Genomic DNA, 14,383 nt, shown 5'->3' on the forward strand with positions numbered 1-14,383 from the left:
GTGGGGACGATTTTAGATAAAATTGTAGAACAGAAGAAAAAGGAAGTTGCGACATTATATGAAACATATACACCAATAAAAGAAAGTAGAAAGACACATTCACTCGTAGAATCATTACAGCAGTTTACTGTTATTGCAGAAGTAAAGCGAGCATCACCATCAAAAGGAGATATCAATTTACACGTTGATGTACGAAAACAAGTGGAAACATACGAAGAATGCGGCGCAGGAGCAGTTTCTGTTTTAACAGACGGTCAATTTTTTAAAGGTTCGTTTTATGATTTACAAACGGCGAGAGAAGAAAGTAACATTCCGCTTTTATGTAAAGATTTCATAATTGATAAGATTCAAATTGATAGAGCGTATGAGGCTGGCGCAGATATTATTTTATTAATTGTAGCAGCGTTACCGAAAGAGAAGTTAAAAGAGCTGTATAGCTACGTACTAGAAAAAGGGTTAGAAGCAATTGTTGAAATTCATGATGAAGAGGAATTAGAAATTGCAATCGAATTAAATCCGCACGTTATCGGTATTAACAACCGTAATTTAAAAACATTCGAAGTCGATTTAGGCCAAACAGAAAAGCTTGGAAAACGATTAAATGAGGAGAAATTACTTTGGATTAGTGAGAGCGGAATTCATTCAAAAGAAGATATAATCCGCGTCAAGCGAGCTGGAGCAAAAGGTGTATTAGTTGGAGAGGCACTTATGACATCATCTTCTATTCGCACCTTTTTTGAAGATTGTAAGGTGAACATATGAAAGTGAAAATTTGCGGCATCACTGATATGGAAACAGCAAAACGTACTTGCGAATACGGAGCAGATGCACTCGGATTTGTTTTTGCAGAAAGTAAGCGGAAAATTACTCCGGGGCTAGCGAAAGAAATCATTCAGGAGCTTCCAGCCAACGTGTTAAAAATTGGTGTTTTCGTAAATGAATCAGTAGAAGTGATCCAGAAAATTGCGGAGAATTGCGGGTTAACACATGTGCAACTACATGGGGATGAAGATAATCATCAAATTAGAAGATTGAACATTCCGTCTATAAAAGCGCTCGGAGTAACTTCAGAGACTGATATGAAAAATGCTCAAGCATATAAAACGGATTATATATTGTTTGATAGCCCAAAAGAAAAGTTTCACGGAGGAAATGGAAAGAAATTTTCATGGGAACTACTCGCGCATATGTCAAAAGAGTTGCGAGAGAAAACGATATTAGCTGGTGGATTAAATGCTCTTAATATAGAAGAAGCAATTCGAACTGTTCGGCCATATATGGTCGATGTGAGCAGCGGAGTAGAGACAGAAGGAAAGAAAGATGTAGAGAAAATAAAACAATTTATTATAAAAGCGAAGGAGTGTTCTAAATGAACTACGCATATCCAGATGAAAAAGGTCACTACGGTATATACGGAGGACGATACGTTCCAGAAACGTTAATGCAATCTGTATTAGAACTAGAAGAAGCATATAAAGAAGCGATGCAAGATGAGGCGTTTCAAAAGGAATTAAATCATTATTTAAAAACGTACGTCGGAAGAGAAACACCACTTTATTTCGCTGAAAATATGACGAAGTATTGCGGCGGTGCAAAAATTTATTTAAAACGTGAAGATTTGAACCATACAGGAGCTCATAAAATTAACAATACAATTGGTCAGGCACTTCTTGCAGTAAGAATGGGGAAGAAAAAAGTTGTCGCTGAAACAGGGGCTGGACAACACGGTGTTGCAACAGCTACTGTATGTGCCCTTCTCGGATTAGAATGCGTCATTTTTATGGGAGAAGAAGATGTAAGACGTCAAAAATTAAATGTGTTCCGAATGGAATTACTCGGAGCGAAAGTAGAAAGTGTGGCGGCAGGTAGCGGTACATTAAAAGATGCGGTAAACGAGGCGCTTCGTTACTGGGTTTCACACGTGCATGATACGCACTACATTATGGGATCTGTTCTTGGACCACATCCATTCCCACAAATTGTCCGTGATTTCCAAAGTGTAATTGGGAAAGAAACGAAAAAACAATATGAAGCGTTAGAAGGAAAGTTACCAGAAGCTGTTGTTGCTTGTATTGGTGGTGGTAGTAATGCGATGGGAATGTTTTATCCGTTCGTGCATGATGAAGAAGTTGCTCTTTACGGCGTAGAAGCAGCTGGAAAAGGAGTTCATACAGAACAGCATGCAGCTACTTTAACGAAAGGAAGCGTTGGCGTTCTCCACGGATCGATGATGTACCTTCTGCAAAATGAAGAAGGACAAATTCAAGAAGCTCACTCTATTTCAGCTGGACTTGATTACCCGGGGGTTGGTCCAGAACATAGTTTACTAAAAGATATTGGCCGCGTTTCTTATCATTCCATTACTGATGATGAAGCGTTAGAAGCGTTTCAATTATTAACGAAAAAAGAAGGAATTATCCCGGCGTTAGAAAGCTCGCATGCTGTCGCATATGCATTAAAATTAGCGGCGCAAATGAAGAAAGACGAAGGGCTTGTCATTTGTTTATCTGGCCGTGGTGATAAAGATGTAGAGAGTATAAAACGTTATATGGAAGAGGTGTAAAAGATGGGAGTAGAAAAAATTAAAGCAGCATTTGAAAATGGTAAGAAAGCATTTATTCCGTACGTAATGGGCGGAGATGGTGGCCTTGAAAAGTTAAAAGAAAGAATTCGTTTTCTAGATGAAGCAGGAGCAAGCATCGTTGAAATTGGTATCCCATTTTCAGATCCAGTTGCAGATGGCCCAACAATTCAAAGGGCAGGGAAACGAGCACTAGATAGCGGTGTAACAGTAAAAGGCATTTTTCAAGCATTAATAGAGGTAAGGAAAGAAGTACAAATTCCGTTTGTACTTATGACATATTTAAATCCAGTACTCGCATTCGGAAAAGAACAATTCATCGAAAATTGTATAGAAGCAGGGGTGGACGGTATTATCGTTCCAGATTTACCGTATGAAGAACAAGACATTATTGCACCGCTTCTCCGAACTGCAAATATCGCTTTAATCCCACTCGTTACCGTTACAAGCCCAATTGAGCGAATCGAGAAAATTACGAGTGAATCAGAAGGGTTCGTCTACGCCGTTACAGTAGCGGGCGTAACAGGCGTACGTCAAAATTTTAAAGAGGAGATTCATAGTTATTTAGAAAAAGTAAAATCACATACGCATTTACCGGTAGTGGCAGGGTTCGGTATTTCAACGAAGGAACATGTAGAAGACATGATTACAATATGTGACGGAGTTGTCATTGGAAGTAAAGTGATTGAGCTGTTAGAAAATGAAAAACGAGAAGAAATATGTGAATTCATACAGGCAACAAAACAAAAAGAAGAGGCATAAGTCTCTTCTTTTTGTTTTGTGTAATAAATGTTAAAATATACAGAAAATACATATAATTTAGAGGGGGAGAAAGCATGCTAAGACGGAAACTACTATATCTTCTCTTAACTGTACCACTATACGCTTGGCTCATTAGCATGACGAAAATAGAGTTGATGGCTCTATTTTTAGGATATGTATTCATCTTTTCCAACTTAAATCGCATTCAAGAGCAATCTATTTTAGAAATATGTATATTTTCGATTAGTATAGAACTATTTAGTATCGTTTCGATTGTATTATTAAATGAAGTATTCCGATGGATCCATTCATTTGAATTCATGAAATTTGGAAATGTTGTATTGCAAGTCATATGTGCTTATATTGTGTTTGTTCTGTTAGATAAAATGGTCGGACAGCAGACAGTTTTTCAGGATAATAGAAAATGGGAGTGATTAAAAAAGGAGCCGTTTGGTTCCTTTTTTGAATCTGTTTTAAAAACAATTGAAAATTATAGCATCTGTTATATAATAGTTAAAAATTGTATTTTAAACGAAATGAGATGATAACATGGCCATATTGTTGGCACTTATCCCAATTATGATGATTTTCATTTGTTTATTTTTATTTAAACAAACGTCATTAAGGTCCTCGTTAATTTCTTATGCTGTGTCTGTTGGAATCGTTTTACTCTCGCCAACGTTTCAATTAGGGATAAGTGAAACTGTACACGCAACGATTAAAGGATGGTTAATTTGTTTTATTGTTGGGTACGTTTTGTTTTTCGGTATTTTTTTATTTCACCTCATGAACAAAATGGGGTACATCGATCAAGTAGCACGTTTTCTAGAAGAAGTGACGCACGATCGTTTATTACAAATGCTTCTTATGTGTTTTGGTATTTGCCCACTAATTGAATCAGTAAGTGGATTTGGAATTGGCTTTATGGTTGCAGCACCTATTTTTCTATCATTAGGCTATAAACCGTTTCAAGCTGTACTACTTTCATTTATTGGTTTACTAGCTAGTTCATGGGGGGCAATGGCAACTGGTACGATTATCGGTTCGCAGCTTATAAACATGCCCCTTACAACACTCGGTACAAATACAGCGCTATTAAGTATCCCGATGTTTGCTTACTTCGTTATTCTTTCTTTACATGTTGTTGGTGGCTGGCAGGCGGTTATTGAAAAGTGGAAGGAAGGATTCGGCTTCTTTCTATTATTTTCTCTCGGAATCTATCTTTCTAACGCATACGTAAGTGTTGAACTCGCAGGTATATTAAGTTCTATCGTTACCATTACATTTGGCTTTCTTATCATTAAATTAAAAGGGAAAAACGAACAAAACTTAATAACAGAACATGCTGCGGCAACAGAAAGAGAAATATCTATTATAAAAATTATTAGCCCTTATATATTTCTAACAGTTTGTATTTTACTTTCTCGCCTCGTTCCAGCATTACATGATTTGTTCAGATCATATGCGGTTCTTGATTTAAAATCATACTCTTACAAACTAGAGTTACTATATTCACCAGGATTTTGGCTCAGTATGACTTGCTTATTTACTATTATTTTCTTCCGCATCCCGTCTAATATTATTAAACAATCACTCTCACAAACGATCAAACAATGGATTCCCTTTGCGATTACGACGACAATGTTTATCGCCATTTCAGAACTAATGGGTGCATCAGGCATGCATTCATTACTCGCAAAGACAGCTGGTGATACATTTGGAACATTTTTCGTTTTCGTTGCGCCGTTTATTGGCGCTATTGGTGGATTTTTAACAGGTAGTAACGCAGGATCAAATGCAATGTTTATAAAACTACAAATGCAAACCGCACAAAACGTAGCACTCCCGTGGCAATATGTCACAACACTTCAAAACACCGCATCATCAGTAGCGACAATTGCTTGCCCGTCACGGATTACACTAGGTGCGTATTTATGTAACATTCCGTATCGTGAAAATGAACTATTAAAGAAGACGACGTTAATGATTTTTGGTGCGGTGTTGCTTATAGTGGTAGAGGTTGTTGTTTGGTATATGTTGAGAAATTAAAAATCCTCCTAACATAGGAGGATTTTTGTTATGAGTGGATAATGTTTTAAACATGAATAGCTTCTATTAAATGAATAGGAGATGAAATGTATGCCCCTAAAAAACTACGGCGTGTTAAAAGGTACAGTTATACAATCTAAGATTGGAAAAGGGAAAACACCTCATTATCAAGTTCATTTACAAGGCGAAGCAGAAGTAGATTATCGCATTGCCATTAACGTGAAATCGCAAAGTTATCCGTCAGAAGTTTTGTATTTTGCAAGCGACAATATTCGGTCAGAGGCGATTCATATTTTACCGACATTACCATTTGGTTTTACGGAAATAAAAAACAATGAACCGAAAGTGGCTTTAGATTATGTAAGAGGAAATCTATTTGACTCAAAACAAATGATTCCTTTACCTGCTGAAAAAGCAGGAGTGGATAATGATTTAAATGAAAAAATAGAACGTTATATAAAACGAGCGATAGAAGAAAAAGCGATTATTTACGCGTTCGGTGAAAAATGGGGACCAGAAGAAAATACACCTGATTCTTACTTTCATTTCGAACCAGGAAACGGGATACACGATATTCACATGAATCAAGGAAATGTAGAGAAATGGAAAGGTGATAATGGTATATGGCAAGACGGAGGGATACTCATTCACTTTGAAAAGGAAGAAAAATGGATCGGTATCTTCCTTGCCTTCCAGTCACAGTCATGGTGTACGGATGAAGAGGGACATGCTCGTGTGCCGGTTGAACATTGTGATTATACAAGTAAGAGATAGTTTATTATACAGGGAAAGGCCATTGCAAGTTAGATGGTCTTTTTTTTTTGTGATACAATTATTTACAATTTTGTCCACCTTGATATAATTGAATAGTCAGAAAAAAAGGAGGGTGGAAATGAAAGGAAATAGACCGAAAGTTCTAATACTGGGATCGTGTCATATGAGTGAGCATGAAGAATTATTATCGGAAAAGAGGCAAGCCGAAATTAGAGAGCTTGTTTCTATCATACAGAAATTCCAGCCAACAAAAATTGCAGTTGAAAGTATTACAGATAAGCAGGATAAATTAAATGAGGATTTTAAACAATACAAGATAGGTGCATACGAATTAGCATTAAATGAAATAGATCAAATTGGTTTTAGAATGGCAGCAAACTTAAAGCATAAACAGGTATATGCAATTGATTGGATGGGTGGAAATGAAGTTACTGATGTTTGGGATGTACATAAATGGGTGAAAGAAAATCAACCAGATTTATTTGAAGAAATATTTAGTTTGGTACCAAAAATAAATTTAGCGGATACTAAAAGTGTTCTTGAGTTTTACCAAGAAATGAATAATCAAGAAGTATTTAATCAGCTACATAAGTTATATGTGAATATGGCACGCATTGGTGATTTCGGTCAATATGTTGGGATGGAATGGTTAACATGGTGGTATAAAAGAAATTTAATTATGTATTCGAATATCGTTCGTTTAATTGAAACAACTGAGGAGCGCATTTTATTTATAGTTGGTGTGTCGCATTGTTCGATTGTTGCTAGATTCCTTGAAGAAGGAGAGAATTGTGAGGTCGTATTAGCAGACAAATATCTGTATGAAGAACATGCATTTAAATAAAAGGGTATCCAGTTGTAATTGGATACCCTTTTATTTAAATAGAACGCCCTCCTCTTATTTTATAACACCCAAAACTAACAAGTGTAGAAAGACAAGAGAACAATAGTGCCACGCTAGAAAACGCAATGAGGTACATATTATACTTCATCACTTTGCCAATTAGTTGGTTACTATCGTACTGAAACAGCCCTGCTATTATATTGAATAAAAATAACACGATAAACATGACGATAATGCCGTCTATTGATCCTTTAATATCTGGTTTACTTAAAGCGATATGTGCAGAAATACAAATGGCGATAAATAAAAATAACCAAAAAGAAGGATTTAATAAATTACTTATTGTAAATAAGCTTTTCAATAATACAAACGTCGACAAGAGCATGTTTTGAACCATTTCTATATTAATAGAAGTAGCAGCGATTGTTTTTTCGAGAGTTGTATGAAATAAGAAATATGAATTTGGTACGAAATAGCGCATTAATAGGATTAATGCAGTAATACCCGAAATAATAGGACCAATTCCAATGAAGAAGTTCCCAATTCGTTGATATACACTTTTATGATTGTATTGATGTTGTACGTAGCCTAAAGCGCCTTGACTTGTATCTGTTGGGAAGAACTGCGTTGCTACAATTTTATGACGAAATAGTACACACATAATGGCATGTCCAAGTTCGTGAATCGGAACACCAATCCACGCAGTCAAAAGAAATCCTTTTCTTCCGAAAGCCCTCGACCAATACATTCGTGTGAGAGATTCTAAATAACCTAATAGAAATCCGATTACAATGATGACTCCAATTAAAGAAAATAATTGAATCACGCTTGTAAGGAGTATTTGAAAAATTGAGTTTACAAATTCCATTGCCTTTCATCCAATCTGTTTAAAGTTTCACTTTATTTGCTCTGTTTCATAATAGCATTATTTTTCTAGATTGCTAATCTATATATTTTCTTTCAAAAGGAGGATTTCATAATCTTTTTCTTGTAGTCATGTTTTATGTCCAAAGTCATATATTGAATTTGTAACACCCTATACGGTATATGGTTAAGGAGGGATGAGAGAATGAAATGTCCGGCGTGTCATACAGAAAATGCAACAGAGGCAAAGTTTTGCGGGAATTGTGGACATTCGTTAACGGAGGGAGCAGTGGCGAGTAGTGCACAGGGAGAAGGTGAGCAACAGGCACGCGTAGCACAAACAAAGGAAACTCGACCAAATGAAACGGTAGAGCAAGCGAAGCAGTTTGCAAGTGGCTATTTTCAGTTTTTTAAACACGCATTACAAGCACCGACAGCTATTATGAAAAGTGGCAAGGTTGAAGTACAAAATGGAATTGTAAGTCTTGTTCTTATTTGTTTTTTAGGGGCATGTATTTTTTATAGAATGATGAGTGCTGGGGCAGCACTTACGAGAACGTTAGCGCCAGATTTATCTACTCCTTCTTTCTTTGGAGACTCTATAACAGTCTTTTTATTTTTACTCATTTTAATTTTATTTGTCGGATTTATTATTTTTGTCAGTGGGAAGATGATGAAATCATCTTTTTCGTTTCTTGAAGTATTCGGTATATGGGGAACAATAGCGACGCCAGCTATTGCTATATTAGTTCTTTCTTTTCTGTTTAGCTTTTTATTAATCTTTTTCTTACCAATCTTATTAGGGCTGGCCACAACGTATATGTCAATTAGTATAATTGTCGCTATAGTAAAGCTAGATAACGGCGGATTAGACCTTATTTATACACTTCTTATCGCAAATGTTTTAATCGGAATTGCAACATTCATTGTGCTGTGGTCTTACATTAGCACGATAATTCAAACCTTTACACAGGGAATAACTGGATTCTAACGAAAAGGTGGTTGAATGGATGAATGTATGTACAAAGTGTGGGACTCAGTTTGAAGATTGAATCTTATAATGTTGAACTAATCAAATCAAGAGAATAGAACATATGAAAAAGGTACAGTGCACAACTGTACCTTTTCTATGGTTTTTTAGCTGGACCAGGTTCTCTTGAGAAAAAGATATGAAAGAGGAATGTGACTTTGCTTGCTCCTCCTGATGTACTGGCTTGCACATCAGATAAAGAACTAGATGTTAAAGCCGCTTCGGAACGAGGCGGGACGACTATTTTGAGAGTATCATCTGATTCTGAGGATATAGTAACTGTTATTGTATCATCAGAAAAATTTATAATTTTCACAGTACCAACTGGGAAGATTGATTTATTGGCGTGTGATGCAGAAGAGAAGCGAGTGGCTTTCCAAATAGTTTGTGGGAAAGTGTCATTGTCAGATAACCAAGCGCGAGCGCTGTATAAAGTTGCACTAACGGTAAACTCTTGTTCAAGTGGAAGGGCGGGTTTTGGTTCTCTCGGTTCTTCTGGGAGCTGGACGAGAAGGCCGGCGCACATGTATGTTTCACCTACTTTCGGTAGTTACTGTTATAGCATATTAAACATGTTGTTTATAAGACACGACGGTTACCTATTTAGGCATAGGTTTGTGCACAAAATTTGAAGATGAAATTCTCTTTCTTTACAATGGAAGTAGGTGTTATTTCTATAAAATATGGAAAACGTAAAGAGTATGTAAAAAAGAAGGAGTGGTAAAGTGAATTATGTCATTATTGGCGGAGATGCAGCTGGTATGAGTGCAGCGATGCAAATTGTTAGAAACGATGAAAATGCAAATGTTGTGACGTTAGAAAAAGGTGAGATTTATTCATACGCGCAGTGTGGGTTACCGTATGTCATTAGTGGTGCTATCGCTTCAACGGAAAAATTAATTGCGCGTAATGTGAAGACGTTTCGTGATAAATATGGAATTGATGCGAAAGTACGACATGAAGTAACGAAAGTAGATACGGAAAAGAAAATGGTATACGCAGAGCATACGAAGACGAAAGATGTCTTTGAATTTCCGTATGATCGATTATTAATTGCGACCGGAGTACGTCCTGTTATGCCAGAATGGGAAGGCCGAGATTTACAAGGTGTTCATCTTTTAAAAACAATTCCGGATGCTGAGCGCATATTAAAAACGCTAGAAACAAATAAAGTTGAAGATGTAACCATTATTGGCGGCGGTGCAATTGGACTTGAGATGGCAGAAACATTCGTCGAACTTGGTAAGAAAGTAAGAATGATTGAGAGAAATGATCATATCGGTACAATTTACGATGCAGATATGGCGGAATATATACATAAAGAAGCAGATAAACATCATATTGAAATTTTAACGAATGAAAATGTAAAAGCGTTCAAAGGGAATGAACGAGTAGAAGCGATTGAAACGGATAAAGGAACGTATAAAGCAGATCTTGTTTTAGTATCTGTCGGAGTGAAACCAAATACTGATTTTCTTGAAGGAACAAATATACGTACAAATCATAAAGGGGCAATTGAAGTAAATGCATATATGCAAACGAATGTGCAAGACGTATATGCAGCTGGTGATTGCGCAACACATTACCACGTTATAAAGGAAATCCATGATCATATCCCGCTCGGAACGACTGCCAATAAACAAGGGCGACTTGCTGGACTGAACATGCTTGATAAACGAAGAGCTTTTAAAGGAACGTTAGGTACAGGAATTATTAAATTTATGAATTTGACGCTCGCAAGAACAGGCTTAAATGAAAAAGAAGCAAAAGGACTACATATCCCGTATAAAACAGTCAAAGTAGATTCGACCAATATGGCGGGCTATTATCCAAATGCGAAACCACTTTACTTAAAATTACTATATCGTTCTGACACGAAACAATTATTAGGTGGACAAGTAATTGGAGAAGAAGGTGTAGATAAACGGATTGATGTAATCGCGATGGCACTTTTCAGTAAAATGAGCATTCACGATTTAGAAGATGTGGATTTAAGTTACGCACCACCATATAACAGCGTTTGGGATCCAATTCAGCAAGCGGCAAGACGAGCGGAATAGCACTTTTTTTAGTGCTATTTTTTTCGTTAAAGGGTAATCATCATTTTTGTCGAATGAAGAGGGTTGGGAAATAGTTACATATGGGGAAGGGGATTATTAAAAATGTTTGTAACACTGCAAACCGTTCAAGAATCAGAAAAAGAAATATTACGTAATTTGTATGCACTATATCTTCATGACCTTTCTACATTCACTTCTAATATAACGATTGGGGCAAATGGATTTTTTGAATACGAAGATTTACATATGTTTTGGGTAAATGATGGAATCACTCCGTATTTTATTAAAAGTGATAATGAGATTGTAGGATTTTTATTACTACTGGAACGTCCATTTTTGAAGAAGGAAAACGATTTTGGTATAAATGACATTTTCATATTGAATCAGTACAAAGGAAAAGGAATCGGTAAACAAGTTATTGAGAGTTTGCTAAAAGAGAAACGAGGACAATATTTCGTTATCGAACTTGTGAAAAATGTACCAGCTGTTTCTTTTTGGAAGAAAGTATATAGGGAGCTAAACATTGAATTTGATGAGAAAATACAGTTAATCGATGATGAAGAATGTCTCGTTCAAACGTTTGAAATATAATGAAATGGATTCTTTTAGTATATTACTTTGAAATTTAACTTTATTTTGAATATATCTTTCACCCTTGAAAACATAGTATGTATCGCTTATATTGTCATATAGTATTTACTTTAAAACAAAGCAATGAACGAACCAGGGGGCACAGTATGGCAATTAATATGAAAACAATCGAAGAATGGATTGCTGAATCAAACACAAGACATGAAGAAGACTTTGGACACGTTATTGAAGAGATGAAAGAAGTATGCGTCGGACTTGATAATGCGACATTAATTTATACGAAAAATGTATTTTGTTTCGGTAAGAAAGTAGAAGTCTTTTTCTTCTTCCAAGACCATGTCGTGATCGGACAAGAAAAAGACGAATATGTTGAAATTGAAAAATTAAAGTATGATGCCATTACACATAGTAACTTAAAAACAAACGATAAAAATACAACGCTAGAATTAAAGTTTGCTAACGGACAAACTATCAATTTAGATAGTTTAAATGATAACTACGGTACGAAAAACTGGTTATTTGCGAGACAAATAAAGAGCATTTTCAAATTAATCTAGTAAAAAAAAGCAGACCTCAAAGGGCCTGCTTTTTTTACGTGGTTCCTATTACACAAAGGCATCCTTTTTCTTCATAGCACTTCACACTTTTAAATCCTGTTTTATAAAATAAGTTTATTAATTCTTCAGTCGTTTTATATTTCTCCATATGATATTGAATTTTGAAAGTTTCAGCTACTAATAAAAAGGATCCGTTCGGCTGTAGGACGCGAAATACTTCTTTTATATCTTGTTCCACATCAGGCCAGAAGTAGTGTGTTTGAAAAGCGGTAATGAGGTTGAAGAAGTTTGTATTGTAAGGAATAGAGGAGACACTTGCTTGATGAATGATTACTTTTCCTTTTTTTACGTCTAGCATATTGGCTTTTTTTGAGTTTTCAACAGCTTGTTCCGAATAGTCAATTCCGTATATTTTCCCAAACGGAATTCGTTTTGAAAGAGTATGTATTGTTTTACCACCGCCACAACCAATATCTAAAGTAATTGCATCTTCACGTATATGTATTTTTTGTAAAGACCAATTTGTTAGTCTCGTATGTGCGGCATTCATAATACAAAGCATGGAAGAACCAATTGCCCCGCGCGGATTTTTTGCTTGCTGGATTAATCGTTGTAAAATGCTCAAGTTAAACTCTCCTTTTATGTAAAAATATATACTTATTTCGCGTTTTATAAATTAAGTCCTTTAAAAAAGCACGCCGATAGCCGGCGTGCTTCTAATTACGCAAATCCCCTTTTAACCAATTCCGCGCCCGATAAGCTCCAACAGGAATTTGAATAAGTGACGTTTCATTCCCAGCCTCTATCCCGTACAACTGATCACATGAATTTGTATCAAAACTAAGTAAAGGATGCCCAGCCATCCCCATTGCGGTCGCGGCGAAAACGAGTTTATGAACGAGTATACCCGCTTCCATTTGGTGAATACGGTATCCTCTGTAGCCTAATGCATTTGTATAGTAATCTTTCTTTCCGACTACATGTAGGCAAAGCGGTACTTGAAAAAGGTTTACATTATCCATCGTCATACTAGATTGTAGGGGATAACGAAGGTCTCCATATCGAAGTGGCTGTATGGAATGCGTTTTACTATTATAAGAATAAGCGCCGTTTTCTATATCGTTTACGTTATAAAAACATCCATATAAGGAAACGCGTGCATTTTCATTTACATACTGCCCATCAAGGTCATTGTAATAAGGGAAGGAGAGGCTCGCTTCTTGTAGTAAAGTAGCGAGCTCGGCTGCATCCAATTTCGTTAAAGTAAAGTCAGCATCGGGTGAATACCGTTGTTTACATAGTTGTAAAAAATCGTATGATAATCGCTCTACTTTCGGCAGTTGTACAGCGTGCGCATGATGTTGAAAGTGCTCTTCATGAGCTAGTGTTTGGAACTGTGCTGTCGATTCGATCATAGAAGCTTCATTTATTTTTGTTATCATCGGATACTCATTTACATGCTTTGAGCGAACGAAATGTTCATGTGCTAAAGGTGGAATTTGTTGTAATAGCTCATGAGAAGTAACTGTTTTAATTTCACGGTAATCATTGTGAAACCAATTCGTTTGCGGTTCTGTACTTAAAGGAAGGACAGCATACACGCTTTCTTCGCCTTCTGACAGTCCGAGTAAATGGTTGATTGCCCGGTCTAGAAACTGAAAGTATACGCCATTTGTGTAACCGAATTGTTTGGAACATTCAAGTAATTGTCCGATGAGAACGCCACTATCTAATCCTTGAAGTCGATATGAAAAGTTATTGTATTTAAAGAAGTTTTTCCAAAACATGGTGGATACGAATGCAGCACCAAAACAAGATTGTAAGTTACAACGATTGCCGAGTGCTTCTGTAAGGTAAGAATCGAAATTTCCTTCGCGAATTAAGATAAGTCGGTGATGCGCGGCGTCGTAATGGTAAATGCCGTCTGGATAATCGTCAATTTTTAAATATATATACAATTCATTTGGATATAAAGCGCCGCCTGAAGGGATAGATCTTCGGAATAAAATTTTTTCGCTATTTAGCTGACATAACTGTGTTAAACCAAATGAGCACCAAAGGTAATGACCAATCTCATTCAAAGTAGGTGTAGTAGAAGAGTTAGGTAAAGATAATGGGATTTCTAAAGAGAGAGGAATGATAGGTACATTTCGATATAGTTTATAAGGAAGCGGTGCATCTTCCCAGTCCACTTCCTGATTCGGCATAATTTTATCGATAGAAAAATGGAGATGATGTAAAAAAGTATCTAGCTGCATAAAATCCCCTCCT

General features: G+C 36.3%; 16 protein-coding genes. 12 read left to right on the top strand and 4 right to left on the bottom strand.

Features of this window, described 5'->3' with window-relative positions:
* The 8 genes from trpC to ACTFRN_RS08155 all read left to right on the top strand — a co-directional run bounded on the left by trpC (nucleotide 1) and on the right by ACTFRN_RS08155 (nucleotide 7,010).
* A complete protein-coding gene (gene trpC, locus ACTFRN_RS08120) occupies nucleotides 1-762 on the top strand; it encodes an indole-3-glycerol phosphate synthase TrpC (RefSeq protein WP_000536712.1) in 762 nt (253 codons plus the stop codon).
* Nucleotides 759-1,373, top strand: coding sequence for an N-(5'phosphoribosyl)anthranilate isomerase (trpF, locus tag ACTFRN_RS08125; RefSeq protein ID WP_000865124.1), 615 nt, complete (start codon nucleotides 759-761; stop codon nucleotides 1,371-1,373). The genes trpC and trpF overlap by 4 nt, the downstream gene beginning before the upstream one ends.
* On the top strand, nucleotides 1,370-2,563 hold the full coding sequence (trpB, locus tag ACTFRN_RS08130) for a tryptophan synthase subunit beta (protein WP_001105023.1): 1,194 nt from the start codon (nucleotides 1,370-1,372) through the stop codon (nucleotides 2,561-2,563). The genes trpF and trpB overlap by 4 nt, the downstream gene beginning before the upstream one ends.
* Nucleotides 2,564-2,566: 3 nt before the next feature.
* Nucleotides 2,567-3,343: a tryptophan synthase subunit alpha gene (gene trpA / locus ACTFRN_RS08135; protein WP_074567605.1), complete on the top strand. Its 777-nt coding sequence runs from the start codon at nucleotides 2,567-2,569 to the stop codon at nucleotides 3,341-3,343.
* Nucleotides 3,344-3,417: 74 nt separating this feature from the next.
* The gene (locus ACTFRN_RS08140; RefSeq protein WP_014893209.1) at nucleotides 3,418-3,777 is read left to right on the top strand and encodes a DUF4029 domain-containing protein; all 360 of its coding nucleotides are present in this window, start codon (nucleotides 3,418-3,420) and stop codon (nucleotides 3,775-3,777) included.
* Nucleotides 3,778-3,892: 115 nt separating this feature from the next.
* Complete coding sequence (locus tag ACTFRN_RS08145) at nucleotides 3,893-5,392, top strand: L-lactate permease (protein ID WP_074567604.1); 1,500 nt, start codon at nucleotides 3,893-3,895, stop codon at nucleotides 5,390-5,392.
* 90 nt (nucleotides 5,393-5,482) lie between these two features.
* Nucleotides 5,483-6,166, top strand: coding sequence for a DUF2278 family protein (locus ACTFRN_RS08150; protein WP_074567603.1), 684 nt, complete (start codon nucleotides 5,483-5,485; stop codon nucleotides 6,164-6,166).
* A gap of 118 nt (nucleotides 6,167-6,284) precedes the next feature.
* Nucleotides 6,285-7,010 carry a DUF5694 domain-containing protein gene (locus tag ACTFRN_RS08155; protein ID WP_074567602.1) on the top strand — a complete coding sequence of 242 codons (726 nt, stop codon included), beginning with the start codon at nucleotides 6,285-6,287 and terminating at the stop codon, nucleotides 7,008-7,010.
* Nucleotides 7,011-7,044: 34 nt separating this feature from the next.
* Here ACTFRN_RS08155 and ACTFRN_RS08160 read toward each other — a convergent pair whose 3' ends face one another.
* Nucleotides 7,045-7,878, bottom strand: a complete 834-nt coding sequence (locus ACTFRN_RS08160) for a hypothetical protein (protein WP_074567601.1) — start codon at nucleotides 7,876-7,878, stop codon at nucleotides 7,045-7,047.
* 201 nt (nucleotides 7,879-8,079) lie between these two features.
* Here ACTFRN_RS08160 and ACTFRN_RS08165 point away from each other — a divergent pair, with 201 nt between their 5' ends.
* A complete protein-coding gene (locus ACTFRN_RS08165) occupies nucleotides 8,080-8,865 on the top strand; it encodes a zinc ribbon domain-containing protein (RefSeq protein WP_088106554.1) in 786 nt (261 codons plus the stop codon).
* Nucleotides 8,866-9,001: 136 nt separating this feature from the next.
* Here ACTFRN_RS08165 and ACTFRN_RS08170 read toward each other — a convergent pair whose 3' ends face one another.
* The gene (locus tag ACTFRN_RS08170; RefSeq protein ID WP_074567599.1) at nucleotides 9,002-9,430 is read right to left on the bottom strand and encodes a hypothetical protein; all 429 of its coding nucleotides are present in this window, start codon (nucleotides 9,428-9,430) and stop codon (nucleotides 9,002-9,004) included.
* A 199-nt stretch (nucleotides 9,431-9,629) separates the two neighbouring features.
* On the opposite strand from ACTFRN_RS08170, the gene ACTFRN_RS08175 reads away from it, so the two are divergent.
* The 3 genes from ACTFRN_RS08175 (at nucleotide 9,630) to ACTFRN_RS08185 (ending at nucleotide 12,112) form a co-directional block, all read left to right on the top strand.
* Complete coding sequence (locus ACTFRN_RS08175; protein ID WP_001110221.1) at nucleotides 9,630-10,964, top strand: CoA-disulfide reductase; 1,335 nt, start codon at nucleotides 9,630-9,632, stop codon at nucleotides 10,962-10,964.
* Between the two features lie 102 nt (nucleotides 10,965-11,066).
* Nucleotides 11,067-11,555, top strand: a complete 489-nt coding sequence (locus ACTFRN_RS08180; RefSeq protein ID WP_000498241.1) for a GNAT family N-acetyltransferase — start codon at nucleotides 11,067-11,069, stop codon at nucleotides 11,553-11,555.
* Nucleotides 11,556-11,701: 146 nt separating this feature from the next.
* A complete protein-coding gene (locus tag ACTFRN_RS08185; RefSeq protein ID WP_000996804.1) occupies nucleotides 11,702-12,112 on the top strand; it encodes a DUF3908 family protein in 411 nt (136 codons plus the stop codon).
* A 34-nt stretch (nucleotides 12,113-12,146) separates the two neighbouring features.
* Here the strand turns inward: ACTFRN_RS08185 and ACTFRN_RS08190 are convergent, their stop codons facing one another.
* Together ACTFRN_RS08190 and ACTFRN_RS08195 are read right to left on the bottom strand one after the other, a co-directional pair.
* Entirely contained in the window at nucleotides 12,147-12,737 is a 591-nt protein-coding gene (locus ACTFRN_RS08190; RefSeq protein WP_049111710.1) for a class I SAM-dependent methyltransferase, read from the bottom strand.
* 91 nt (nucleotides 12,738-12,828) lie between these two features.
* Nucleotides 12,829-14,370 (bottom strand): SagB family peptide dehydrogenase, encoded by a 1,542-nt coding sequence (locus tag ACTFRN_RS08195; protein ID WP_088106555.1) that lies wholly within the window; start codon nucleotides 14,368-14,370, stop codon nucleotides 12,829-12,831.
* Nucleotides 14,371-14,383 lie beyond the last annotated feature (13 nt).

The organism is Bacillus cereus group sp. MYBK245-2, from assembly GCF_051916145.1.
GTDB lineage: Bacteria > Bacillota > Bacilli > Bacillales > Bacillaceae_G > Bacillus_A > Bacillus_A pacificus.

What these genes read in the sequence shown, in the direction of transcription:
- trpF (WP_000865124.1), top strand. Translation starts at nt 759, where the DNA reads ATGAAAGTGAAAATTTGCGGCATCACTGATATGGAAACAGCAAAACGT.
- trpB (WP_001105023.1), top strand. Translation starts at nt 1,370, where the DNA reads ATGAACTACGCATATCCAGATGAAAAAGGTCACTACGGTATATACGGA.
- trpA (WP_074567605.1), top strand. Translation starts at nt 2,567, where the DNA reads ATGGGAGTAGAAAAAATTAAAGCAGCATTTGAAAATGGTAAGAAAGCA.
- ACTFRN_RS08140 (WP_014893209.1), top strand. Translation starts at nt 3,418, where the DNA reads ATGCTAAGACGGAAACTACTATATCTTCTCTTAACTGTACCACTATAC.
- ACTFRN_RS08145 (WP_074567604.1), top strand. Translation starts at nt 3,893, where the DNA reads ATGGCCATATTGTTGGCACTTATCCCAATTATGATGATTTTCATTTGT.
- ACTFRN_RS08150 (WP_074567603.1), top strand. Translation starts at nt 5,483, where the DNA reads ATGCCCCTAAAAAACTACGGCGTGTTAAAAGGTACAGTTATACAATCT.
- ACTFRN_RS08155 (WP_074567602.1), top strand. Translation starts at nt 6,285, where the DNA reads ATGAAAGGAAATAGACCGAAAGTTCTAATACTGGGATCGTGTCATATG.
- ACTFRN_RS08160 (WP_074567601.1), bottom strand. Translation starts at nt 7,878, where the DNA reads ATGGAATTTGTAAACTCAATTTTTCAAATACTCCTTACAAGCGTGATT.
- ACTFRN_RS08165 (WP_088106554.1), top strand. Translation starts at nt 8,080, where the DNA reads ATGAAATGTCCGGCGTGTCATACAGAAAATGCAACAGAGGCAAAGTTT.
- ACTFRN_RS08170 (WP_074567599.1), bottom strand. Translation starts at nt 9,430, where the DNA reads ATGTGCGCCGGCCTTCTCGTCCAGCTCCCAGAAGAACCGAGAGAACCA.
- ACTFRN_RS08180 (WP_000498241.1), top strand. Translation starts at nt 11,067, where the DNA reads ATGTTTGTAACACTGCAAACCGTTCAAGAATCAGAAAAAGAAATATTA.
- ACTFRN_RS08185 (WP_000996804.1), top strand. Translation starts at nt 11,702, where the DNA reads ATGGCAATTAATATGAAAACAATCGAAGAATGGATTGCTGAATCAAAC.
- ACTFRN_RS08195 (WP_088106555.1), bottom strand. Translation starts at nt 14,370, where the DNA reads ATGCAGCTAGATACTTTTTTACATCATCTCCATTTTTCTATCGATAAA.